Here is a 22,837-nt window from a genome sequence, read left to right on the forward strand (position 1 = left end):
CGACCACGCGTTGGGATCGTGTCGAGCATAGCCTACGAGCCCAGTGCTCAGGCGGGCGCGAACCCTAGCAGGAAACGCGGTGTGATATCCTGAAAGTTGCCGAAGGGACTACCATTCATGCTTTTTGAGGTTGGCGAGACCGTCGTTTATCCGCACCACGGGGCCGCAACGATCGTCGAAGTCAAGAAACGCGTCATCAAGGGCGAAGAGAAGCTGTACCTCAAGCTGAACGTCACGCAGGGCGACCTCGTCATCGAGGTGCCGGCCGAGAACGTCGACCTGGTCGGCGTCCGCGACGTCATCGGCAAGGAGGGGCTCGACAAGGTGTTCGAGGTGCTGCGCGCCCCCTTCACCGAGGAGCCCACGAACTGGTCGCGCCGGTACAAGGCGAACCTGGAGAAGCTCGCGTCGGGTGACGTCATCAAGGTCTCGGAGGTCGTGCGCGACCTCTGGCGCCGTGACCAGGACCGCGGCCTGTCGGCCGGGGAGAAGCGGATGCTCGCCAAGGCGCGGCAGATCCTGATCTCCGAGCTCGCACTCGCGGAGAAGACCGACGAGGAGCAGGCGTCCGGCCTGCTCGACGAGGTGCTTGCCTCCTAGGGTCGCGGGCTACGCTCGGAGCGTGAGCGCTTCGACCGTCGCCGTCATCGTCGTCGCCGCGGGCAGCGGCCAGCGGCTCGGACATCCCGAGCCGAAGGCCTTCGTGCCGCTCGGCGACGGGACGATCCTCTCGACCGCCGTGCATGCCGTCCTCGGCATGCATGAGGTCCCGCACCTCGTGCTCGTCGTGCCCGCGGAGCGGGTCGCCGACACGGCAGCCGCGTTCCGCGCGGTCGCCGAGCGCGCCGGCGCGCCGCTCGACGTGGTCGCCGGCGGGTCCACCCGCCAGGAGTCCGTGGCGGGCGGCCTCGCCGTGCTGCCGCACGTCGTCGAGACCGTGCTGGTGCACGACGCCGCCCGCCCGCTGACGCCGGCCGCGCTGTTCGACGAGGTCGTGCACGCGGTGCAGGCGCGGGGGCACGGCGTCGTCCCGGCGCTCCCCGTCGTCGACACCGTGAAGCGGGTCGACGCGGGTGGGCGGGTGGTCGAGACGGTCGACCGGTCGACGCTCGCCGCCGTGCAGACGCCGCAGGGCTTCCCGCGCGACGAGCTCGAGCGCGCCTACGGCGAGGCATCCGAGGAGTTCACCGACGACGCGGCGCTCGCCGCCGCGGCGGGACTGCCCGTCGACACCGTGCCGGGCGACGCGCGGGCGTTCAAGGTGACGGTGCCGGCCGATCTCGACCGGGCGGAGCGGCTGCTGGCCGATCGGCGCGGGCGCGAGGCTTCCGCCGCCGCGTCGCTCGCCCAAGCCGAGCCCGAGGCGGCCGCCGGGGTCGCCGCGGTCGCCGGAGCCGTCGACGGCGGAGCATCCGTGCCGCGCATCGGCACCGGCGTCGACGTCCACGCGTTCAGCGACGACCCGTCCACCCCGCTGTGGATCGCCGGCCTCGAGTGGCCGGGGGAGCGGGGGCTCGCCGGGCACAGCGACGGCGACGCCGCGAGCCACGCGATCGTCGACGCCCTGCTCGCGGCCGCCGGGCTCGGCGACATCGGCGGGATCTTCGGCACCGACGACCCGGCGCTCGCCGGTGCGCACGGCGCCGTGTTCCTCGCCCGGGCGCGGGCGCTCGTCGAGGCCGCGGGGTTCCGCATCGGGAACGTCACCGTGCAGGTCATCGGCAACCGGCCGAGGCTGTCGCCGCGTCGCGCCGAGGCCGAACGCGTCCTCGGCGAGGCGCTCGGCGCGCCCGTCAGCGTCTCGGGGACCACCACCGACGCCCTCGGCCTCACCGGCCGCGGCGAGGGCGTCGCCGCGCTGGCGACCGCGCTCCTCGTGCCGGCGGGTGCCGCCGGTAGGCTGGTGGGGTGACGCTCCGACTGTACGACACCAAGGCCCAGGCGCTGCGTGACTTCGTCCCCCTCGTCGAGGGACGCGTCGGCATGTACGTGTGCGGGCCGACCGTCCAGTCGAGTCCCCACATCGGGCACCTGCGCAGCGCGCTCGCGTACGACGTGCTGCGCCGCTGGCTCACCCACCGCGGCAACGAGGTCACGTTCGTGCGCAACGTGACCGACATCGACGACAAGATCCTCGACGCCGTCACCGGCGAGGAGTGGTGGGCACTCGCCTACCGGATCGAGCTCGAGTTCACCGCCGGCTACCGGGCGCTGGGCATCCTCGCCCCGACGTACGAGCCGCGGGCGACGGCGAGCGTCATGCAGATGCAGGAGCTCATCGCCGCCCTCATCGAGCGCGGGCACGCCTACCCGGCCGCCGACGGCTCCGGCGACGTGTACTTCGACACGGGCAGCTGGCCCGACTACGGCTCGCTGACGCGCCAGGCGCGCGAGAACATGGAGGCCGCGGCCGACGCGGACCCGCGCGGCAAGCGCGACCCGCGCGACTTCGCGCTCTGGAAGGGCCGCAAGGCCGACGAGCCGGAGTCGGCGTCGTGGGAGTCGCCGTGGGGCGCCGGGCGACCCGGGTGGCACATCGAGTGCTCCGCCATGTCGCGGCGCTACCTCGGCGACGAGTTCGACCTGCACGGCGGCGGCCTCGACCTGCGCTTCCCGCACCACGAGAACGAGCTGGCCCAGTCGACCGCGGCGGGCCTCGGCTTCGCCCGCTACTGGGTGCACAACGGACTCGTGAACGTGTCGGGGCAGAAGATGTCGAAGTCGCTCGGCAACTCGGTGTACGCCGCCGAGCTCCTCGCGCTCGCGTCGCCGCTGGCCATCCGCTACCTCCTCGGCGCCGCCCACTACCGCTCCACGCTCGACTACGCGCCGACCTCGCTCAACGAGGCCGAGGCGGCGGTCGACCGCATCCGCACCTTCCTCTCCCGTGTCGAGCGCCGCGTCGCCGGCACCCGCTTCGCTGGCATCGGCGCACCCGTGGTGCCCGAGGCCTTCGCCGACGCGATGGACGACGACCTCGGGGTGCCGCAGGCGCTCGCGGTGCTGCACGACGTGATCCGCGCCGGCAACCAGGCCCTCGACGACGAGGACCTCGCCGCCGCGGCCGAGGCGCACGGCCAGGTCGGCGCGATGGTCGGCGTGCTCGGCATCGATCCGCGCGACCCGCACTGGGCCTCGGGAGACGCCGGCCCGGCCGCCTCCGCCCTCGGCGTGCTCGTCGAGCGGCTCATCGCCGACCGGCGGGTCGCACGCGACACCAAGGACTACGCGTCCGCCGACCGTATCCGCGCCGAGCTCCAAGCAGCCGGCGTCACCATCGAAGACAGCCAGACCGGAACGCATTGGAGCCTCGAATCATGAAGGGCAGCAGCGGCAAGCCCCGCAGCGGCGCCGTCCGCAAGGGCGGCAAGGGACAGCAGGCCGGCACGGGCGGCCACGGGCGCAAGGCGCTCGAGGGCAAGGGCCCGACGCCGAAGGCCGAGGATCGCGCCTGGCACCCCGCCGGCAAGCGCAAGGCCGCCGAGGATCGCTACCGCGCCTCCGGCGGCAAGGGCAAGCCCGGCCAGAAGGTCGCGGGGCGCCCCGGTGCTCCGCGCGGGGCATCCGGTGCCGCCCGTCGCGCCCGCTCGGGTGACGAGTCCGAGATCGTGACCGGCCGCAACGCCGTCGTCGAGGCCTTGCGCACCCGCGTGCCCGCGACGACGCTCTACATCGCGGCACGCGTCGAGATCGACGACCGCGTGAAGGAGGCGACGAAGCTCGCCACGAACCGCGGCATCCCGATCCTCGAGGTCATGCGGCCCGAGCTCGACCGCCTCGCCGGCGACGGCGGCGTGCACCAGGGCATCGCGCTGAAGGTGCCGCCGTACGAGTACGCGCACCCGATCGAGCTGCTCGACGAGGTGCTCGCCGACGACGAGACGCCGCTGTTCATCGCGCTCGACGGCGTGACCGACCCGCGCAACCTCGGTGCGATCATCCGCTCGACCGCCGCCTTCGGCGGCCATGGCGTCATCGTGCCGCAGCGTCGCTCGGTCGGCGTGACGGCGGCCGCCTGGAAGACGTCGGCCGGCGCGGCCGCGCGCATCCCGGTCGCGATGGCGTCGAACCTGACGCAGACGCTCAAGTCGCTCAAGGAGCGGGGCGTGTTCGTGCTCGGCCTCGACGGCGACGGCGACGTGTCGCTGCCCGGCCTGTCGTTCGCCGACCGGCCGCTCGTCATCGTCGTCGGCTCCGAGGGCAAGGGCCTCTCGCGCCTGGTGACCGAGACGTGCGACGCCATCGTGTCGATCCCGATCTCGGCGGCCACCGAGTCGCTGAACGCGGGAATCGCGGCGTCGGTCACCCTGTACGAGATCTCGAAGCTGCGCGCGGAGGGCTGACGGGGCAGCGCGCGCCCGTGCGCTGTCAAGGCCCCCGGTCGGGTGGCCCGCCTTGCGTAGCGTCGACGGCATGGATGCACGCGACGAACTCGATCAGCAGACCGTGACGGCGGGAAAGGCGGGCGCCCGGGTGCCCGACGCCGACGCGCCGGGTACGCCCGCCGCGCTCGACGCGGACGCGCCCGACCCCCGGGAGGAGCGCGAGCGCATCACGCAGCTCGTGACCGGGGCCGACACCGCGGTGCTCACCAGCCGCGGCGCGGACGGCTCCCTGCACGGCCGGCCGCTCGCCGTGCTGCAGCACGACTTCGACGGCGTCATCCGGTTCCTGGTGCAGGACCCGAGCGAGAAGACCCGTGAGATCGCCGCCGATCCGAACGTGAACGTCTCCTTCGCGTCGCGCCACGGCTACCTGTCGGTGGCGGGCACGGCACGGCTCACGCGCGACCCCGCGACGATCGACGAGCTGTGGGGGCCCGCCGCCCAGGCGTGGTTCGCGGAGGGCCGGGAGGATCCGTCGATCGCGGTGCTCGAGGTGGACGGGCACGGGGCCGAGTACTGGGCCCGGACCGAGCCCGGCGCGTTCGCGCTCGTGAAGGCGGCCGCGGCGATCTTCACCCGGCGCACGCCCGACATCGGGGAGAACCGCAGCGTCGAGCTCTGACGGCGCTGCCGGCCCGTGGTCAGGGGCTGCGGCGGCCCCCGGTGCTCGCGGAGCCGGCATCGGCGAGGCGGATGTCCCGCCCGAACGCCCGACGGTACTGCTGCGGTGCCAGCCCGGTCGCGCGCTTGAAGTGCACGCGGAAGTTCGCCGGGCTGCCGAGGCCGCTGCGGCTCGCGACGTCGTCGACCGGCAGGTCGGTGGTCTCCAGGAGTTCCCGCGCCCGCTCCACCCGCTGGGCGTGCAGCCACCGCAGCGGGGTGCTGCCGGTGCTCGCGGTGAACCGGCGCGCGAAGGTGCGCACCGACGTGCGGCTGTGCTCGGCCATCGCCCGCACGGTGACCGGCTCGTGGAGCGAGCGGAGCATCCACTCGCGGGTCGCGGCGAGGCGATCGTCGCCCACCACGGGCGCGTGCTCGATGAACTGGGCCTGGCCGCCCTCGCGCCGGGGGGCCGCGACGATGCCGCGGGCGCGGCGATTGGCGGCCGCCGCGCCGTGGTCGCGCGCGATGAGGTGCAGGCACAGGTCGATGCCGGCCGCGACGCCCGCCGACGTGAGCACGTCGCCGTCGTCGACGAACAGCACGTCCGGGTCGACGTCGACGGTCGGGAACGTCTCACGCAGCGCCGCGCAGTGGCGCCAGTGCGTGGTCGCGGGGCGTCCGTCGAGCAGGCCGGCCTCCGCGAGGGCGAACGCCCCGGTGCAGATCGAGACCATGCGGGCGCCGCGGGCCGCGGCCGCGCGGAGCGCCGCGCGGGTGGCCTCGGGCACGGGGATGCTGCGGTCGTAGCCCGGCACGATGACGGTGTCGGCCGACCGGAGCGCCTCGAGCCCGGTGGCGGGGGCGAGGGTGGCGCCTCCGCCGAATGCGACGGTCGACGACGGGGAGGCGATGCGCACCTCGTACGCGTCGAGCTCCTCGCCGAACACCTGCACGGGGATGCCGAGGTCGAGCGCGAGCACGCCCTCGAGGGCGAGCACGACGACGAGGTGCGGGCGGGATGCATCGGCCATGGCCGAATGCTAGCGGAGAACGTCGATTCTGCCACTCGTGCCCGAGACGAAGCCCTCGGGAGACTGAGGGTCGCGCCGGCACGGAGCCGCGCACACGAGGGAGCAGCATGGCCATCGACCGTTCGACCGACCCGACCGCGGCCGGGGCATTCGCCGACGACGAGTCGGCCGCGCGCGCCCTCGCCGTCGCCGACGCCGGGCGCCGCGCCCGCGGCGACCTCGCCCGGCTCGTCGCCGCGCAGGCGCTGCACTACTGCGTCGCCAGCGCCGACCTCACCCTCACCGCCCTCGCCGGGCTCGCCCTCGCGCCCACCCCGCTGCTCGCGACGGTCCCGCTCACCCTGGCGATGGCGGCCGCGTTCCTGGCATCGGTCGCGGGCGGGTTCGTCGCCGGCCGCTGGGGCTACCGGCGCACCATGTCGGCCGGCGCCCTCGTCGGCGCGGTCGGGGCGCTCGTCGCCGCGGCGGGCGCGGTGGCCGGGTCGTTCTGGGTCCTCGGGATCGGGACCGCCCTCGTCGGCGTGCACCAGGGCATGGGTGGATACATCCGATACCTGGCCGCCGACCTCGCGCCGGCCGGAGGACGCGAGCGCGCGCTGTCGGCGGTGCTGCTCGGCGGGCTCGTGGCGGCCGTGGTGGGGCCGTTCGCGGCCGTCGCCGCCTCCTCGGTGCTCGCGACGCCGTACGTCGGGTCGTTCCTGCTCGTCGCGCTGCTCGCCGCGGCGTCGGCGGTGCTCATCCGCACGGTCTCGCGCGAGCCGGCGCCGACGAGGGCGCCGTCTCGGGCGCGGGCCCGCGGAGCCGCGTCCGAGGGTTCCAGCGCGGCCGACGGGCCCGCAACCGGCCCCATCGCGATCCGCGAGGGCCTCCGCAACCGCGACGCCCGGACCGCGCTCGTCGTGCTGCCGTTCGCGGGCGCGACCATGGTGCTGATGATGGCGGTCGGCCCGCTCGCCGGGGCGCACGCCGGCCACCACGGTGCCGAGGGCGCCTCGCTCATCCAGTGGCACCTCGTCGGCATGTTCCTGCCGTCGCTCGTCACCGGTCGGCTGACCGAGCGATGGGGCCCGCGCCCGATCGCCGCCGCCGGGGCCGCGATCGTCGCGCTGAGCGGCGTGGTCGGCGCGATGGGCGACGCGCTGGCGCCGATGGTCGCCGCCATGGCGCTCATCGGGCTCGGCTGGAACCTCCTGTACGTCGCCGGAACCGCCCTGCTGCTGCGCTCCTACCCGCCCGGACGCGGCGGCCGGCTCCAGTCGCTCGCCGAGGGCGTCGGAGGAGCGGCGACGGTTGCGGCGTCGCTCGTGTCGGCGGCGGCGTTCGCGGGCCTCGGCTGGCGGGGGACGAGCACGATCGAGGTGGTCGCCGGGGTCGCGCTGGTCGGATGGCTCGCGCTGACGGGCTTCGCCGCGGCCGGGCGGGTCCGGCGGTCGCGCCGCTCCGCACCGACGGCGGAGCGCGGCGGCGGCGTCGTCGGCCCGGAGGTCAGACCTTGAGCCGCCAGTCGCCCGCGTCGTCGGGGTCGACGACCGCGATGGCCGAGGTGTCGAGCACGGGGATCGCGGCCGTGATGGTGCCGGTCGGCGGGTCGATGATGGTCGCCTCGTCGCGACGGTGGCGGAGCACGGTGTTCACGTAGCTCGTGACCGCCTCGGCGAGGGGGATGTCGTGCCCCGACTGCTGCGCGAGGAACCAGCGGTGCTCGAGGAGCTGGTGGAACACCTCGGCCGGCTCGAGCTTCCGACGCAGGTCGCCCGGGATCGCGCGGACGACCGGCTCGAACACCCGCATCAGCCACTCGTGCGCGACCATCTCCTCGTCGAGGTCGGCCTTGCCGTAGGCGGCACGGTACGAGTCGAGGTCGTTGAGCAGGCGGCGGGCCTGGTTCTCGCCGGCGTCGAGCCCCGTGAGGCGGAGCAGGCGGCGCTGGTGGTGGCCGGCGTCGACGACCTTCGGCTGGATGCGCACGGTCGTGCCGGACTCGTCGGTGCGGATCGCGAGTTCCTCGATGTCGAACCCGAGGTCGTTGAGGCGCTGCACCCGCTCGTTGATGCGCCAGCGCTCGGTCGTCGCGAACGACTCGGAACCCGTGAGCTCGACCCACAGCTTGCGGTATGCGTCGACGATGCCGTTCGAGATGCGCACCGGGTCGAGCTCGTCGGCGACCCGGCCGCCGGCCTCGAGGTCGAGGAGCTCGCCGGCGATGTTCACGCGGGCGATCTCGAGGTCGTTCTCGCGCTGCCCGTTCGAGAGGCCGCCCTCGTAGAGCTTGCCCGTCTCCGCGTCGACCAGGTACGCGGCGAACGCGCCGGCGTCGCGACGGAACAGGGTGTTCGACAGCGACACGTCGCCCCAGAAGAAGCCGACGATGTGCAGGCGCACGAGCAGCACGGCGAGGGCGTCGACCAGGCGGGTCGCGGTGTCGGGCCGGAGCGTCTGCGAGAACAGCGCGCGGTACGGCAGGGAGAAGCGCAGGTGCCGGGTGACGAGCGTCGGCTTCAGCTCCTCGCCATCGGCGTCGGAGCGGTTGGTGATGACCGCGACGGGCTCGACGCACGGGATCTCGAGGCGTTGCAGCGTGCGCAGCATCTCGTACTCGCCGCGGGCCATCTCGGCGGTCGTCTCCTTGATCGCCACGACGTGGCCCGACAGGTGCGCGAAGCGCACGAGGTGCCGGGAGATGCCCTTGGGGAGGGCCGCGATGGTCTCGTTCGGCCAGGCCTCGAGCGGCAGGTGCCACGGGAGGTCGAGGAGTGCGGGATCGGCCATGGCCGACGTGATCGAGAGTGAGCCGCTCATGTCGCCTTCAGCGTAGCCGGAAACGGCGATGCCGGCCGGACCGAGGTCCGACCGGCATCGCCGACTGCAGTGCAGGAGATCAGTGGACGATCGCCTTGTTGCCGAGGCGCTCGCCCGACTCGGCGTCGAACACGTGCACGTGGTTCGGGGTCGCGGTGAGGTACACCGTGTCGCCCGCGAACGGGTGCGTACGGCCGTCGACGCGCGCGACGATGTCGGTGCGCTTGCCCTCGATCTCCGAGTGGCCGTAGAGGTAGCCGTCGGCGCCGAGCTCCTCGACGAGGTCGACGACGACCTGGAGGCCCTCGCCGGCGGTCGTCGAGACCGTGATGTCCTCGGGACGGACGCCGATGGTGGCGATCGAGCCGGAGGCGGCGGCGAGGGTGTCGCGCTCGACCGGCACCGTGGCGGTGCCGAACTTGACGCCGCCCTCGACGAGGTCCGCGTGGAACAGGTTCATGGCCGGCGAGCCGATGAAGCCCGCGACGAACACGTTCTGCGGCTTCTCGTAGAGGTCGCGCGGGGTGCCGACCTGCTGGAGCACGCCGTCCTTCAGCACGGCGATGCGGTCGCCCATGGTGAGCGCCTCGGTCTGATCGTGCGTGACGTAGACCGTGGTGACGCCGAGACGGCGCTGGAGCGACGCGATCTGGGTGCGGGTCTGGACGCGGAGCTTGGCGTCGAGGTTCGACAGCGGCTCGTCCATGAGGAACACCTGCGGCTGGCGCACGATCGCGCGGCCCATGGCGACGCGCTGACGCTGGCCGCCCGAGAGCGCCTTCGGCTTGCGGTTGAGGTAGGGCTCGAGGTCGAGGAGCTTCGCGGCCTCGAGGACGCGGGTGGCGCGCTCGTCCTTGCCGACGCCGGCGATCTTGAGCGCGAAGCCCATGTTCTCGGCGACGGTCATGTGCGGGTACAGCGCGTAGTTCTGGAACACCATCGCGATGTCGCGGTCCTTCGGCGGGACGTCGGTGACGTTGCGCTCGCCGATGAAGATGTTGCCGTCGTTGACCTCTTCGAGGCCGGCGAGCATGCGCAGCGACGTGGACTTGCCGCAGCCCGAGGGGCCGACGAGGACGAGGAACTCGCCGTCGGCGATCTCCAGGTCGAGCTGGTCGACGGCCGGACGCGTGCCGCCCGGGTAGAGGCGCGTGGCCTTGTCGAACGTGACGGATGCCATGGTTCTTTCTCCTTCACCGGCAGGTACGTGCCGGACGATCCGTAGTGAATGGATGAACGCGTCGCCAGCGACGCCCGACAAGTATCGCACGGGATGCGCTATCCGCAACTTCGGCCGGGGCGGCCTCGGAGCGGTCTCGGAGCCGCCTCGGACCGGCCTCGCACCGGACTCGCACCGGGGGAGCGCTCCCCCGGAAATGCGGAGCGGAGCATCCGTCATGGCGGATTCCCAGACACCGTTCCTACTATCGTGGGTGCGTTCGCATGCAATCGCGCACGCCCCCACAGCGACCCCGGAGTGTTCATCGATGACCAATGGCGGCTCCAACCAGCCACGCCCGTCCCGTAACGACCGCCGAGAGGCTGCGCGCGAGAAGGCACGGGTGCTCCGCGAGGAGCAGAAGAAGCGCGAGCGTCGGAACAAGTTCCTGATCCAGGGCGGCATCATCGTCGCGCTGGTGGCGATCGCCGCCCTCATCGGCACGCTGATCTTCAACAGCGTCCGCCCCGACGGCCCCGGCCCGCGCAACATGGCGAGCGACGGCATCGTGCTGACGGGCGCCGACGGCACGATCACCGCCGTCGAGAACCCCCGCGCTCGACGCGGGCGAGGACCCGACGCCGACCGTGCAGGACGACAGCGGCAACGTCGCGAACATCGTGATGTACGTCGACTACCTCTGCCCCTTCTGCGGCCAGTTCGAGTCGACCAACGCGGCGAACATCCGGACCATGGTCGAATCGGGTGCGGCGACCCTCGAGGTGCACCCGATCGCGATCCTCACGAACAAGTCCGCCGGCACGCAGTACTCGCTGCGGGCCGCGAACGCCGCGGCCTGCGTCGCCGACCTCTCGGCCGACTCGTTCCTCGACTTCCACGACCTGCTGTTCGAGAACCAGCCCGAGGAGGGCTCGACCGGCCTCAGCAACGACGACATCAAGTCGCTCGCCGAGGAGGCCGGCGTCGGGTCGCTGTCCCAGGTGAACTCCTGCATCGACGAGACGCGGTTCAAGTCGTTCGTCGAGGATGCCACGACCCGCGCCCTGACGCAGCCGGTCCCGAACTCCGACCTGCAGGCCATCACCGGCACCCCGACGGTGCTCGTGAACGGCAAGCAGTACCAGGGCTCGCTCTCCGACCCGAGCGAGTTCCAGGCCTTCGTCACGCAGGCCGCGAGCGAGAGCTTCACCGAGTCGACCGCGACCCCGACCCCGACGCCCACCCCGGCGTCGTAGTCGCGACACGTCGTCCTTCGAGGGCCCGGCCGTTCGGCCGGGCCCTCGTGCGTTCCCGGCCGGCTCCCGGCGCACCGCGTGCCCGCTCGACGCGGGGCGCGGCCGCTCGCGGCGATAGGATGACGCGGTGGATGCGCAGGCATCCCGGCCGGCTTGGCGCAATTGGTAGCGCACCGTACTTGTAATACGGGGGTTGCGGGTTCGAGTCCCGCAGTCGGCTCCCTATGGATCAACTGCACGCACCCGCCCGGCGGGGGATTCCGGTCTGGGCCGCGGTCGCGGTGGCGGTGGGCGCCGGCATGCTGACGGCCGTCCAGTCGCGCATCAACGGGCAGCTCGCCGCACGCACCGGCGACTCCACCGTCGCCGCGGCGGTGTCGTTCGGCTCGGGACTGCTCATCCTGCTCGTCGTGCTGCTGGCGTGGCGTCCGGGTCGCGTCGGCTTCGCCGGGGTGCGGCAGGCGCTGCGGGCGCGGGAGCTGCGCTGGTGGATGCTCCTCGGCGGTCTCGCCGGCGCCTGGTTCGTGACCACGCAGACCCTCTCGGCCGCCGCCGTCGGGGTGGCGGTGTTCACCGTGGCGATCGTGGCCGGCCAGACCGTCGGCGGCCTCGCGTTCGACGTGCTCGGCGTGGGACCGGGCGGCCGCAGGCCGGTCACCGGCTCCCGCGTCGTCGGCGCGCTCCTGGCCCTGGCGGCGATCGGCTGGGCGATGTCGGTGCAGGTGGCGCACGAGATCGACCTCTGGCTGGTGGTGCTCCCGTTCACCGCCGGCCTCGGCGTGGCCTGGCAGCAGGCCGTCAACGGCCGGGTGAAGTCGGCCGCGGGCAGCGCGCTCACCTCGACGGTGGTGAACTTCGCGGTGGGCACCGCGGCCCTCCTGGTCGTGCTCCTCGTGCACGCGGGCATCGCGGGCCTGCCCGACTCGATGCCGACCGAACCGTGGCTCTACGTCGGCGGTGCGCTCGGCTGCGTGTTCATCGCCGCGCAGGCGGCGGTCGTGCGCACGATCGGCGTGCTCGTGCTGGCACTCGCGGGCGTGGCCGGGCAGCTCGCCGCGGCGCTCGTGCTCGACCTGGTGCTGCCGACCTCGGCGGCGGCGGTCGAGTTCGCGACGGTGGGCGGGGCGCTCCTCGCGTTCGTCGCGGTGGTCGTCGCGACCCTGCCGGCGCGGCGCTGAGCCGGGTCGCCCGGGGTCGGGCGGCGCGGGGCCGGGCGCCGCGGGACCGGGGAAGGCTCAGGCGAGCACGCGCAGGCGCCCCGCGGCCGCGGAGGCCCCGCGACGCTCCCGGCGTTCGTCGCCGGGCCGGCCGCCGACGTACAGCCAGCCGAGCAGCCGCTCGTCGCCCTCGAGCCCGTGCATGCGGGCCACGGCCGCGTGCCGGGTGTGCGGGCCGGTGCGCCACATCACGCCCCACCCGGCGTCGTCGAGCAGCAGGCTGAGCAGGTGCCCGACGCCCGCGGCGACGGCCTCCTGCTCCCACGCCGGCACCTTCGGGTGCTCGGTCACCCGGGCGACCACGGCCACGAGCAGCGGTGCGCGCAGGGGCTTGCCGGCCAGCTTCGCGGCCGCGTCGCCCTCGAGGCCGGATGCCTCCGCCAGCGCGTCGCCGAGCCGGACGCGGGCGTCGCCGCGGAGGGCGACGACCCGCCACGGGGCGAGCGCGGCGTGGTCGGCGACCCGCCCAGCGGCCTCGAGCAGTTCCGCGAGCTCCCCGTCGGTGGGCGAGGCATCCGTCACCTTCGGCGACGACCGGCGCGCGAGCGCCGCGTCGCGAGCGGATGCCACGGATCAGGCCTCGGGCGTGAACCCGAGCGCGAGCGAGTTCATGCAGTAGCGGTCGCCGGTCGGCGTGCCGAACCCGTCGGGGAAGACGTGGCCGAGGTGCGAGCCGCAGGCCGCGCAGCGGACCTCGGTGCGGACCATCCCGAGCGACGTGTCCTCGATGAGCTCGACGGCCTCGGGACGCACCGACTCGTAGAAGCTCGGCCAGCCGCACCCGGAGTCGAACTTCGTGCCGCTCTTGAACAGCTCGGCGTTGCAGGCCGCACAGGTGTAGATGCCGGCCCGGCTCTCGTCGAGCAGCTCACCGGTCCACGGGCGCTCGGTGGCGGCCTCGCGGAGCACCGCGAACTGCTCGGGGTCGAGCTCGTCACGCCACTCCTGGTCGCTCTTCTCGACGCGGTACGACATGGGGGACTCCTTCTCTCGGCGTGGCGGACGGGCCGTTCGGATGCCTCGGCCCGCGGATCGCCCCTGCGAGCCTAATCCGCCCTGACCTGCAACGCGCCCGGTGCCGGGGCTGTTCCCGCGCGCACACGCCGTGCCCCTCGGCGCCCTCCCAGCCGAGGACTGCCTAGGATGGCGACCGAGCGGGCATCCGTCCGCCGCGAGTGGAGGTGCGCATGGAGGCGGTCCCGCATCCGTCGACCGACCGCGCCGCCGCCGACGGTTCCGGCACCGGTGCGCTCGACGAACGCGCGCGCCGGATCCTCGACTTCGAGTCGCGCCCCCACCGCGACGAGGGCTCGAAGGCGGAGGCGATCCGCGCCGAGTTCGACCTGTCGGCCCCTCGCTACTATCGGATCCTCGGCGACCTGCTCGACTCGCCCGCCGCGCTCCGGCACGATCCGATGCTCGTCAAGCGACTCCTGCGCCTGCGCGATGCCCGTCGCGCGACGCGCCGGACCCGCACCCTCAGCCTCGGCCGACCGCTCGACTGAGCCCGGCCCCCGACCCCGACTGGATCCCATGGCGCAGAAGTTCCCCCGCGACCGGTTCGACGCGATCCCGAACGGCATCGAGCGCATCGGCGCCCATCGCGCCCCCGCGCGCCGCGGCGCCGGGTGGATCCGGTTCGGCTGGGCGGCGCTCGCGACCGCGGTGATCATCGGCGCCGGCGTGGTCGGCATCATGTTCGTGAACCAGGGCCTCACCGACGAGGCCGTGCCGACCCCGACGCCCACGCCGACCGCGACGGCCGAGCCGACCGTCGCCCCGGACGTGCCCGTCACCGTGCTGAACGGCACCACCGTCTCCGGCCTCGCCGCGAAGGCCGGCGAGCAGCTCACCGCGGCCGGCATCCCGGTCGGCACCGTGACGAACGCGAGCGAGACCGACCTGACCGAGACCTACGTGTACTACGCGGCGCCCGAGCTCGAGGGCGCCGCCCGCGGCGTCGCGGCCGCCATCCCCGAGAGCGAGGTGCGCTACGACGCGAAGTTCGCCGAGATCGGCACGCCGCTCGTCCTCGTGCTCGGATCCGACTACGCGACCGCGGTGGGCGGCTGATCCGCGTCGAATCGTTGCCATTCTGCGACATTTCGTTGCGCCGGGGCTCTTGTGCGGGCGCGGTGGCGGATGACTGAATGGACGTGGCCGCTCGTTCCCGTGTGAAACGCCCAGCACCTCCCAAGGTGCGATGTCAGCACGAAGGGGGGCCCGGTACTGGCGACAGGCACGTGCTGACGACACTGCAACACATTGGGAGCAACGCATGGCGAACGGAACCGTCAAGTGGTTCAACGCTGAAAAGGGATACGGGTTCATCACGGTCGAAGGCGGGGGCCAGGACGTGTTCGTCCACTTCTCCGCGATCGACATGGCCGGCTACAAGGTGCTCGAGGAGGGCCAGGCGGTCGTCTTCGAGGTCGGCACGGGCTCCAAGGGCCCGCAGGCGGAGTCGGTCCGCCCGGCCTGAGGCACTGGACTCGCGAACGCGCCGCCCGGCTGATCCGGGCGGCGCGTTCGACGTTTCCGGACGAACCCGTCCGCGTGGCGCGCGGTGCGCCGCGCGGGCGTCACTAGCATGACGCCATGTCAGGTAGAGGGGCCCTGATCCGCCGTCTCGGCACCGGGTTCGCGCTGGTCGCGTCCGCGGTGCTCCTGGTCGCGTGCACGGGCGCCGAGCCCACGCCGACCCCCACGCCCACCGAGGCGCCGTCGCGCCCGGCCGCAGACGTCGACGCGGTGCCGATCGCGTTCGCCCCGCTGCGCGGCACGCCGGCGGTCGCCGCGGCGCTGCAGCATCCGTCGCTGTCGGTGAAGATCGACAACCACGAGGAGGCGCGGCCGCAGATCGCGCTGAACCGCACGGACCTCGTGTTCGAGGAACTCGTCGAGGGCGGCATCACCCGCTACGTCGCGGTGTGGCATTCGGATGTCCCGGACGAGGTCGGGCCGGTGCGCTCCATCCGCCCGATGGACCCCGACATCATCTCGCCGTTCGGCGGCCTCGTCGCCTACTCGGGCGGCCAGGACGTGTTCGTGCAGATGATGCAGGACTCCGGGCTCGTGAACCTCGTGTTCGACTACGACGACACCGGCCTCTTCTATCGTGCCGACGAGCGGCCCGGACCGCACGACGTGATCCTGGAGGCCGCCGAGGCGGTCTCGCGGTACCCCGACGTGGCGCCGCCGCCGGCGCAGTACGCGTACGGCACCGCCGATCCGCTCGCCGACCCGCGCTACGCGGCCGCGACCACGTCGCGGATCGACGCCGTCTTCTCGGACGCGCGGTTCCCGTCGTGGGAGTGGGACGGAGGCGCCGGGGCGTGGCTGCGCTCGCAGGAGGGCTCGCCCGACACCGAGGCGTCCGGGGACCGGGTGCGCGCCACCAACGTCGTCACCATGCGGGTCTCCATCGACTGGACCTACGGCGAGGTGCCGCGCACCGTGCTCGACGGCACCGGCGAGGTGTGGGTGTCGGTCGCCGGCCGGACCGCGCACGGTTCGTGGAGCAAGGCCGGTCGCACGTCGCCGATCGTGCTGACCGCCGACGACGGGTCGCCGCTCCGGCTCGCGCCGGGGAACACGTGGTTCGAGCTCGTGCCGAACGACGGGTCGGTGGCGTTCACGCCCTGACGGGATGCCCCGGGCGGGACATCCGCCGCGTGGCGCGCGCCTGTTGCGCCGGGTGTCGCGCGACCGCCCGCCCGCTTGCACTCTCGGCATGCGAGTGCCAGAATCTCTGTTGGCACTCATCTGACCTGAGTGCTAACCCCAGAACATCCGTCCGGGAAGGCACGAGAGACACACATGGCAAAGATCATCGCTTTCAACGAGGAAGCCCGTCGTGGGCTCGAGCGTGGCCTCAACACGCTCGCCGACGCCGTCAAGGTGACCCTCGGCCCGCGCGGCCGCAACGTCGTCCTCGAGAAGAAGTGGGGCGCCCCCACCATCACGAACGACGGCGTGTCGATCGCCAAGGAGATCGAGCTCGACGACCCGTACGAGAAGATCGGCGCCGAGCTGGTCAAGGAGGTCGCCAAGAAGACCGACGACGTCGCCGGCGACGGCACCACGACCTCGGTCGTCCTCGCCCAGGCGCTCGTCCGCGAGGGCCTCCGCAACGTCGCCGCAGGCGCCGACCCCATCTCGCTCAAGCGCGGCATCGAGAAGGCCGTCGCGGCCGTCTCGGAGGAGCTCCTCACCGCCGCCAAGGAGATCGAGACCAAGGACGAGATCGCCGCGACCGCGTCGATCTCGGCTGCCGACCCGCAGATCGGCGAGATCATCGCCGAGGCGATCGACAAGGTCGGCAAGGAGGGCGTCGTCACCGTCGAGGAGTCGAACACCTTCGGCACCGAGCTCGAGCTGACCGAGGGCATGCGCTTCGACAAGGGCTACCTGTCGGCGTACTTCGTCACCGACCCGGAGCGCCAGGAGGCGGTCTTCGAGGACCCGTACATCCTCATCGCGAACTCCAAGGTCTCGAACATCAAGGACCTGCTCCCGATCGTCGACAAGGTGATCCAGACGGGCAAGCAGCTCCTCATCATCGCCGAGGACGTCGACGGCGAGGCCCTCGCGACCCTCATCGTCAACAAGGTGCGCGGCATCTTCAAGTCGGTCGCCGTCAAGGCCCCCGGCTTCGGCGACCGTCGCAAGGCGCAGCTCCAGGACATCGCCATCCTCACCGGTGGCCAGGTCATCTCGGAGGAGCTCGGCCTCAAGCTCGAGAACGTCACGCTCGACCTGCTCGGCCAGGCCCGCAAGGTCGTCATCACCAAGGACGAGACCACGATCGTCGAGGGTGCCGGCGACGCCGAGCAGATCGCCGGCCGCGTGGCGCAGATCCGCCAGGAGATCGAGAACACCGACTCCGACTACGACCGCGAGAAGCTGCAGGAGCGCCTCGCCAAGCTCGCCGGCGGCGTCGCCGTCATCAAGGCCGGCGCGGCCACCGAGGTCGAGCTCAAGGAGCGCAAGCACCGCATCGAGGACGCCGTCCGCAACGCGAAGGCCGCCGTCGAGGAGGGCATCGTCGCCGGTGGTGGCGTCGCCCTCATCCAGGCCGGTGCCAAGGCGTTCGCCAAGCTCGAGCTCTCGGGCGACGAGGCGACCGGTGCGAACATCGTGCGCGTCGCGATCGAGGCCCCGCTCAAGCAGATCGCCCTCAACGCGGGCCTCGAGCCGGGCGTCGTGGCGAACAAGGTCGCCGAGCTGCCCGACGGCCACGGCCTCAACGCCGCGACCGGCGAGTACGGCGACCTGCTCGCGCAGGGCATCATCGACCCGGCCAAGGTGACCCGTTCGGCGCTGCAGAACGCCGCGTCGATCGCGGGCCTGTTCCTCACCACCGAGGCCGTCGTCGCCGACAAGCCCGAGAAGGCCGCCGCACCGGTCGGCGACCCGACGGGCGGCATGGACTTCTAAGGAGTCCACGACCGAACACGGTTCCAGCGCGAAGGGCGTCTCCTCCGGGAGGCGCCCTTCGCCGTTCCCGCGCTCGTCGCCGCCGGTCGAGCAGGGAGCGAAGCGACCGTGTCGAGACCCCGCCGGGTGCGGTGGATACGCTTCGTCACTCCCCGATCACCGGGAGTCGCGGTCGCGCCCGTCGGCCAGATCGCCGCACTCGACCTCGATCGCGCCGACCGCCCGCAGCCACGCACCGGCCCCGGCGTCCCCGTGCACGGCCGCCGCGGCCTCCGTCCAGTGGTCGCGGCCGATGAGCACCGGATGCCCCGGGCGGCCGTCGTACACGGCGCGCGCGGCCGCGCCGGCGAGATCCGGCCCCGCTGCGGCGACGACCCGGGCCCCCGCCGCCGGCGGCAGGCCCGGCAGGTCGACGAGGGTCAGGAGCGCGGCATCCGCCGTCGTCGTCGCCGCGGCCCGGAGGCCCGCGCGGAACGAGGCCGCGAGGCCCGACGCCCAGTCCTCGGCGACCACGACCTCGACGGCGCTGTCGATGCCGTCGACCCCGCTGCCGGAGTCGCGCGCCAGGAGCGCCCGCGCCTCGTCGGCGCCCCCGCCGAGCACGACGATCACCCGCCCGCACCCGGCGTCGCGGAGCATCCGCACCGCTCCGACCGTCCACGGCTCGCCCGTGATCGCGTCGCGCACGAGCGCCTTCGGGCCGCCCATGCGCGAGCCCGCTCCCGCTGCGAGGAGCACCCCGACGAGTCGATCGGTCATGGCTACAGTTAACCGAGCCGCGAGCCCCCGGTGCGAGCGGCGACGAGGAGGCCCGGTGGCGCAGCACGAATCCGACGTCCGTTCCGAGCGAGGAGCCCCCGGGGCGGGCGAGGCCGCGAGCCGGTTCCGCGCCGACCTGGCGGCCTGCCTGCATGTGCGCCGCTGGATCGACGACGTCGCGGCGGGGGCCCCGTTCGCGTCGTTCGACGACCTCGCCGAGGCGGCGGCGGGCGCGGCGACCCCGCTCGACGAGGCGGAGATCGACGAGGCGCTCGCGAGCCACCCGCGCATCGGCGAGAAGCCGGTCGGCGACGGCGCCGAACAGCGGTTCTCCCGCGCCGAGCAGGCGTCGTCGGATGCCGACGACCGGGAACTCGCATCCGCGATCGCCGCGGGCAACGCGGCCTACGAGGCCCGGTTCGACCGCGTGTTCCTCATCCGTGCCGCCGGACGGTCGCGCGTCGAGATCCTCGCCGAGCTCGAGCGACGGCTGCGGCTCGACGAGGCATCCGAGCTGGAGGTCGTGGGCGAGCAGCTGCGGCAGATCATGCTGCTGCGCCTCGAGGCCACCTTCGGCGGCGCCGCCGCGCCGATCGGGGCCGCGGCGTGAGTGCGCGCAGCCACGTCACGAGCCACGTGCTCGACGCCGCGTCGGGTCGTCCGGCGGCCGGGGTGGCCGTGCGGCTCGAGTTCGCGTGGTGCGACCGGCTGGGAGGCGGTCGGCGAGGCCGTGACCGACGCCGACGGCCGTACGTCGTCGCTCGGGCCGGAGGCGCTGCCGGAGGGGGTGTACCGCGTCGTGTTCGACACGGCCGCGTACTTCCGCGACCGCCCGACCTTCTACCCCGAGGTCGCGATCACGTTCGAGCTGGCCGCGGCCGACGAGCACTACCACGTGCCGCTGCTGCTCAGCCCGTTCGCGTACTCGACGTACCGGGGGAGCTGAGCGCGGCGGCCCGCCGCTCAGTAGTCGACCCGGTCGCCCTTCGCGATCCACGCGGTGAACGGCGCCGGCGCGTCGGCGATCCGGAGCTCCTCGACGGCGGTCTCCCACTCGGCGCGGTCGCGCGAGAACAGCTCGTAGAAGGCGCGGTCGTCGAACCCGCCCTCGGCGGCGTCGTGCCGGTCGGCGGCGAACACGATGCGGTCGAGCCGCGCCCAGAGCGACGCGGCCAGGCACAGCGGGCACGGCTCGCACGAGGTGTAGAGCGTCGCACCGGCGAGCGAGAAGTCGCCGGCCGCCCGGCAGGCCGCGCGGATCGCCGAGACCTCGGCGTGCGCGGTCGGGTCGAGGTCGCGGGTGACCCGGTTCTGGCCGATCGCGAGCAGTTCGCCGTCGCGCACGATGACGGCGCCGAACGGGCCGCCGCCGGCCTCGACGTTCTCGACCGCAAGCGCGACGGCCTGCTGCAGCCAGGCGCGGTCGACGGCGGCTGCGTCGGCTTCGGGTGCGGCTGGTCGGATGGTGGTGTCGGTCATGCGGGGGTCCCTTCCTTCGCCGTCAGGAGTCGGCCGCGCGGGGCGGTGGGGGCGTCGCCGATCGGCAGCCCGCGCAGCCAGGTGCGCACCGCGATCCCGCGCAGCCGCCGCCCGGCGAACGCCGAGACGGGGTTGCGGTGCGCGAGTTCGGCGGGCACGACGGTGAACTCGGCCTCGGGCGCGAAGGCGACGAGGTCGGCGTCGGCGCCCACCTCGATGCGTCCCTTGCGGTCGAGGCCGGCGAAGCGGGCGGGCCCGGCCGACATCCACTCGAGCACGCGCTCGAGGGGGATGCCGCGTCGGGATGCCTCGGTCCACGTGTTCGCGAGGCCGAGCTGGAGGCCCGCGATGCCGCCCCACGCCCGGCCGAAGTCGCCGTCGAACCCGAGCTTGAGGTCGGCGGTGGCCGGCGAGTGGTCGGAGACGACGAGGTCGATCGTGCCGTCGAGGAGGCCCTGCCAGAGCCGGTCGCGGTTGCCCTCGTCGCGGATCGGCGGGCAGCACTTGAACTCGGTGGCTCCGTCGGGGATGTGCTCGGCGTCGAGCACGAGGTAGTGCGGGCACGTCTCCGCGGTGAGCCGCAGCCCCTCCGCCTTCGCCTCGGCGATGAGCGAGAGGGCCGCCGCCGACGACAGGTGCAGGATGTGCGCGCGGCCGCCCGTCGCCCGGATCCCGTCGATGACGCGCCCGATGGCGACGAGCTCCGCCTCAGGTGGGCGGGAGTCGACGAATCGGCGGTAGCTCGCCCCGCCGGCGTTCTCGTGGTGGTCGAGCACGCCCGGGTCCTCGGCGTGCACGATGAGCAGCCCGTCGAACTCGGCGAGCTCCTCGAGCGCGGCGCGGAGCCCGGCGGGATCGAGGTGCGGGAACTCGTCGACGCCCGACGGGGCGAGGAACGCCTTGAACCCGAACACGCCGGCCTCGTGCAGGTCGCGGAGCCGGCCGAGGTTGCCGGGCACCGCCCCGCCCCAGAACCCGACGTCGACGACAGCCTTCGGCCCGGCGACGGCGCGCTTGACTGCGAGCGCGTCGGGGTCGACGGTCGGCGGGATGCTGTTCAGCGGCATGTCGAGGATGGTCGTGACGCCGCCTGCCGCGGCCGCGCGGGTCGCGCTCGCGAACCCCTCCCACTCGGTGCGGCCGGGCTCGTTCACGTGCACGTGGGTGTCGACCACGCCGGGCAGGAGCACCTCGTCGGCGGCGAGCGTCACCGTACGGGAGGTCGGCAGCGCGGCCGAGGCATCCGCCACCGCCGCGATGGCGCCGTCGCGGATGCCGATCGCGGCCGGGCGGAACGAGCCGCCGACGAGCGCGCGCTCGGCGCGGATCACGAGGTCGAACAGGTCGTCGCGCTGGGTCATGGTGCCTCCGCGGGGGACGATAACAGCGCTCCGTTTCCGGCTCGTTGCGGCGCACGGCACGCCGCGGCACCGGTGCCCGCCCGGACGCCGATCCCGGGCGGCGGTCCTAGGATCGGGGAAACCGGCTGCCGGTGCAGCGTCGTCGGCCGCCCGGCGGAAGGAGGACGCATGCTCGAACTGTCCGCCGAGATCCGCGAGCGCCTCGCCCGCGGCGAGCGGTTCGCGCTCGCCACGGTCGTGCGCGTCGACGGCTCGGCGCCGCGCGATCCCGGGTCGAGCATGCTGGTCGACGCGCGGGGCGCGGTCGTCGGGAGCGTGTCGGGAGGCTGCGTCGAGGCGGCGGTCTACGAGCTCTGCGAACGCGTCCTCGCCGGCTCCCCGGCCGAGCGCGGGCGCTTCGGCATCGACGACGAGGACGCCTACGCGGTGGGGCTCAGCTGCGGAGGCGAGATCGACGTGTTCGTGCAGGCGGCGGATGCCTCGGGCCTCGACGAGGCTCCGTTCGCGCGGGCGCTGGCCGGGGCATCCGCGGGGCTCGCGACCGTCGTCGCCGGACCGGCCGCCCTCGTCGGCCGCACGGTCGTGCCGGGCGGGGCGAGCCTGCTCGACGACGCCGAGCTCGCGGCGGCGGGCGTGCGCGGCACGTCGGCCGCGCGCATCACCGCCGAGGTGGAGCGGCGCATCGCACTCGGCCGCACCGGGCTCGTCGAGTTCGACTGCGACGGCGAGCCGCTCGTGCTCTTCTGCGAGAGCCGGCTCGCGCCGCCCCGACTGCTCGTGTTCGGCGCGGTCGCGTTCGCCGAGGCGCTGTCGGCGGCCGGCGCGCTGCTCGGGTACCGGGTGACGGTGTGCGATCCGCGTCCGGCGTTCGCGACGCCGGAGCGGTTCCCCGCCGCGCACGAGGTCGTCGCCGCCTGGCCGCATCGCTGGCTCGCCGAGGCCGACATCGACGAGCGGACGGTGGTGTGCGTGCTCGGCCACGACGCGAAGACCGACATCCCGCTGCTCGCCCTCGCGCTCTCGCTGCCGGTCGCGTACGTGGGCGCGCTCGGTTCCCGGCGCACCCACGAGGAGCGCGTGCGGATGCTCCGCGCCGCTGGCGTGACCGACGCGGAGCTGGAGCGCCTGCGCTCGCCGATCGGGCTCGACCTGGGGGCTGCGACCCCCGCGGAGACCGCGGTGTCGATCCTCGCCGAGGTGATCGCCGTGCGCAGCGGGCGCGACGCCCGGCCCCTCAGCCGCACCGACGGGCCCATCCACGCACCCTCCGGCGACGCACCGAACGGCGCCCCCGCGGGCGACGCCGGAGCGAAACATCCCCGACACGTCCGTGCGATTCACTGACGACG

The 22,837-nt window shown here is 73.5% G+C and carries 25 protein-coding genes and 1 tRNA gene; 17 read left to right on the forward strand and 9 right to left on the reverse strand.

The features are described from left to right. Window positions 1–117: 117 nt before the first annotated feature. The 5 genes from ACGGZK_RS09205 to ACGGZK_RS09225 all read left to right on the forward strand — a co-directional run bounded on the left by ACGGZK_RS09205 (window position 118) and on the right by ACGGZK_RS09225 (window position 5,007). Entirely contained in the window at window positions 118–600 is a 483-nt protein-coding gene (locus tag ACGGZK_RS09205) for a CarD family transcriptional regulator (protein WP_121477457.1), read from the forward strand. A 22-nt stretch (window positions 601–622) separates the two neighbouring features. After that, window positions 623–1,912, forward strand: a complete 1,290-nt coding sequence (gene ispD, locus ACGGZK_RS09210; RefSeq protein ID WP_395245953.1) for a 2-C-methyl-D-erythritol 4-phosphate cytidylyltransferase — start codon at window positions 623–625, stop codon at window positions 1,910–1,912. Further along, window positions 1,909–3,321, forward strand: coding sequence for a cysteine--tRNA ligase (cysS, locus tag ACGGZK_RS09215; protein WP_395245954.1), 1,413 nt, complete (start codon window positions 1,909–1,911; stop codon window positions 3,319–3,321). Before ispD ends, cysS begins: the two co-directional genes overlap by 4 nt. Beyond that, window positions 3,318–4,343 (forward strand): 23S rRNA (guanosine(2251)-2'-O)-methyltransferase RlmB, encoded by a 1,026-nt coding sequence (rlmB, locus tag ACGGZK_RS09220; protein ID WP_395245955.1) that lies wholly within the window; start codon window positions 3,318–3,320, stop codon window positions 4,341–4,343. The genes cysS and rlmB overlap by 4 nt, the downstream gene beginning before the upstream one ends. 70 nt (window positions 4,344–4,413) lie before the next feature. Continuing rightward, complete coding sequence (locus ACGGZK_RS09225; RefSeq protein ID WP_395245956.1) at window positions 4,414–5,007, forward strand: pyridoxamine 5'-phosphate oxidase family protein; 594 nt, start codon at window positions 4,414–4,416, stop codon at window positions 5,005–5,007. 19 nt (window positions 5,008–5,026) lie between these two features. On the opposite strand, the gene ACGGZK_RS09230 is transcribed toward ACGGZK_RS09225, so the two are convergent. Continuing rightward, window positions 5,027–6,019, reverse strand: coding sequence for a GlxA family transcriptional regulator (locus tag ACGGZK_RS09230; protein WP_395245957.1), 993 nt, complete (start codon window positions 6,017–6,019; stop codon window positions 5,027–5,029). A gap of 107 nt (window positions 6,020–6,126) precedes the next feature. Between ACGGZK_RS09230 and ACGGZK_RS09235 the strand changes: the two genes are divergently transcribed. After that, window positions 6,127–7,515: an MFS transporter gene (locus tag ACGGZK_RS09235; RefSeq protein WP_395245958.1), complete on the forward strand. Its 1,389-nt coding sequence runs from the start codon at window positions 6,127–6,129 to the stop codon at window positions 7,513–7,515. Here ACGGZK_RS09235 and ACGGZK_RS09240 read toward each other — a convergent pair. The 3 genes from ACGGZK_RS09240 to ACGGZK_RS09250 form a co-directional block, all read right to left on the reverse strand. Further along, window positions 7,505–8,818: a DUF4032 domain-containing protein gene (locus tag ACGGZK_RS09240; RefSeq protein ID WP_395245959.1), complete on the reverse strand. Its 1,314-nt coding sequence runs from the start codon at window positions 8,816–8,818 to the stop codon at window positions 7,505–7,507. The two genes, ACGGZK_RS09235 and ACGGZK_RS09240, sit on opposite strands and share 11 nt — an antisense overlap. Before the next feature lie 79 nt (window positions 8,819–8,897). Beyond that, on the reverse strand, window positions 8,898–9,998 hold the full coding sequence (locus ACGGZK_RS09245) for an ABC transporter ATP-binding protein (RefSeq protein WP_395245960.1): 1,101 nt from the start codon (window positions 9,996–9,998) through the stop codon (window positions 8,898–8,900). A 301-nt stretch (window positions 9,999–10,299) separates the two neighbouring features. After that, window positions 10,300–10,656: a hypothetical protein gene (locus ACGGZK_RS09250; protein WP_395245961.1), complete on the reverse strand. Its 357-nt coding sequence runs from the start codon at window positions 10,654–10,656 to the stop codon at window positions 10,300–10,302. Between ACGGZK_RS09250 and ACGGZK_RS09255 the strand changes: the two genes are divergently transcribed. The 3 genes from ACGGZK_RS09255 (at window position 10,625) to ACGGZK_RS09265 (ending at window position 12,411) form a co-directional block, all read left to right on the forward strand. After that, on the forward strand, window positions 10,625–11,233 hold the full coding sequence (locus ACGGZK_RS09255; RefSeq protein WP_395245962.1) for a DsbA family protein: 609 nt from the start codon (window positions 10,625–10,627) through the stop codon (window positions 11,231–11,233). The genes ACGGZK_RS09250 and ACGGZK_RS09255 overlap by 32 nt on opposite strands. A 147-nt stretch (window positions 11,234–11,380) precedes the next feature. Beyond that, window positions 11,381–11,453 (forward strand) — tRNA-Thr (locus ACGGZK_RS09260). Between the two features lie 4 nt (window positions 11,454–11,457). Then, a complete protein-coding gene (locus ACGGZK_RS09265; RefSeq protein ID WP_395245963.1) occupies window positions 11,458–12,411 on the forward strand; it encodes a DMT family transporter in 954 nt (317 codons plus the stop codon). Between the two features lie 57 nt (window positions 12,412–12,468). On the opposite strand, the gene ACGGZK_RS09270 is transcribed toward ACGGZK_RS09265, so the two are convergent. Both ACGGZK_RS09270 and msrB read right to left on the reverse strand, forming a co-directional pair. Next, the gene (locus tag ACGGZK_RS09270) at window positions 12,469–13,020 is read right to left on the reverse strand and encodes a nitroreductase family protein (RefSeq protein WP_395245964.1); all 552 of its coding nucleotides are present in this window, start codon (window positions 13,018–13,020) and stop codon (window positions 12,469–12,471) included. Window positions 13,021–13,023: 3 nt separating this feature from the next. Next, entirely contained in the window at window positions 13,024–13,425 is a 402-nt protein-coding gene (gene msrB / locus ACGGZK_RS09275) for a peptide-methionine (R)-S-oxide reductase MsrB (RefSeq protein ID WP_395245965.1), read from the reverse strand. Between the two features lie 212 nt (window positions 13,426–13,637). On the opposite strand from msrB, the gene ACGGZK_RS09280 reads away from it, so the two are divergent. The 5 genes from ACGGZK_RS09280 (at window position 13,638) to groL (ending at window position 17,889) form a co-directional block, all read left to right on the forward strand. Continuing rightward, window positions 13,638–13,955, forward strand: a complete 318-nt coding sequence (locus ACGGZK_RS09280) for a DUF3263 domain-containing protein (protein WP_395245966.1) — start codon at window positions 13,638–13,640, stop codon at window positions 13,953–13,955. Between the two features lie 28 nt (window positions 13,956–13,983). Continuing rightward, a complete protein-coding gene (locus ACGGZK_RS09285) occupies window positions 13,984–14,523 on the forward strand; it encodes a LytR C-terminal domain-containing protein (RefSeq protein ID WP_395245967.1) in 540 nt (179 codons plus the stop codon). Between the two features lie 205 nt (window positions 14,524–14,728). Next, on the forward strand, window positions 14,729–14,932 hold the full coding sequence (locus ACGGZK_RS09290; protein WP_395245968.1) for a cold-shock protein: 204 nt from the start codon (window positions 14,729–14,731) through the stop codon (window positions 14,930–14,932). Window positions 14,933–15,048: 116 nt separating this feature from the next. After that, the gene (locus ACGGZK_RS09295) at window positions 15,049–16,095 is read left to right on the forward strand and encodes a DUF3048 domain-containing protein (RefSeq protein ID WP_395245969.1); all 1,047 of its coding nucleotides are present in this window, start codon (window positions 15,049–15,051) and stop codon (window positions 16,093–16,095) included. A gap of 174 nt (window positions 16,096–16,269) precedes the next feature. Further along, window positions 16,270–17,889: a chaperonin GroEL gene (gene groL, locus ACGGZK_RS09300; RefSeq protein ID WP_395245970.1), complete on the forward strand. Its 1,620-nt coding sequence runs from the start codon at window positions 16,270–16,272 to the stop codon at window positions 17,887–17,889. 156 nt (window positions 17,890–18,045) lie between these two features. Here groL and ACGGZK_RS09305 read toward each other — a convergent pair whose 3' ends face one another. Next, window positions 18,046–18,648 (reverse strand): NTP transferase domain-containing protein, encoded by a 603-nt coding sequence (locus ACGGZK_RS09305; RefSeq protein ID WP_395245971.1) that lies wholly within the window; start codon window positions 18,646–18,648, stop codon window positions 18,046–18,048. Between the two features lie 55 nt (window positions 18,649–18,703). Between ACGGZK_RS09305 and uraD the strand changes: the two genes are divergently transcribed. Continuing rightward, entirely contained in the window at window positions 18,704–19,258 is a 555-nt protein-coding gene (gene uraD, locus ACGGZK_RS09310; protein WP_395245972.1) for a 2-oxo-4-hydroxy-4-carboxy-5-ureidoimidazoline decarboxylase, read from the forward strand. A gap of 120 nt (window positions 19,259–19,378) precedes the next feature. Further along, window positions 19,379–19,594 (forward strand): hydroxyisourate hydrolase, encoded by a 216-nt coding sequence (locus tag ACGGZK_RS09315; protein ID WP_395245973.1) that lies wholly within the window; start codon window positions 19,379–19,381, stop codon window positions 19,592–19,594. Between the two features lie 17 nt (window positions 19,595–19,611). Here the strand turns inward: ACGGZK_RS09315 and ACGGZK_RS09320 are convergent, their stop codons facing one another. Beyond that, the gene (locus tag ACGGZK_RS09320; RefSeq protein ID WP_395245974.1) at window positions 19,612–20,127 is read right to left on the reverse strand and encodes a nucleoside deaminase; all 516 of its coding nucleotides are present in this window, start codon (window positions 20,125–20,127) and stop codon (window positions 19,612–19,614) included. Beyond that, window positions 20,124–21,488, reverse strand: coding sequence for an allantoinase AllB (allB, locus tag ACGGZK_RS09325; RefSeq protein ID WP_395245975.1), 1,365 nt, complete (start codon window positions 21,486–21,488; stop codon window positions 20,124–20,126). Before allB ends, ACGGZK_RS09320 begins: the two co-directional genes overlap by 4 nt. 168 nt (window positions 21,489–21,656) lie before the next feature. Here allB and ACGGZK_RS09330 point away from each other — a divergent pair, with 168 nt between their 5' ends. Continuing rightward, complete coding sequence (locus ACGGZK_RS09330; protein WP_395245976.1) at window positions 21,657–22,832, forward strand: XdhC family protein; 1,176 nt, start codon at window positions 21,657–21,659, stop codon at window positions 22,830–22,832. Window positions 22,833–22,837 lie beyond the last annotated feature (5 nt).

This window comes from Agromyces sp. MMS24-K17 (assembly GCF_043950245.1).
GTDB lineage: Bacteria > Actinomycetota > Actinomycetes > Actinomycetales > Microbacteriaceae > Agromyces.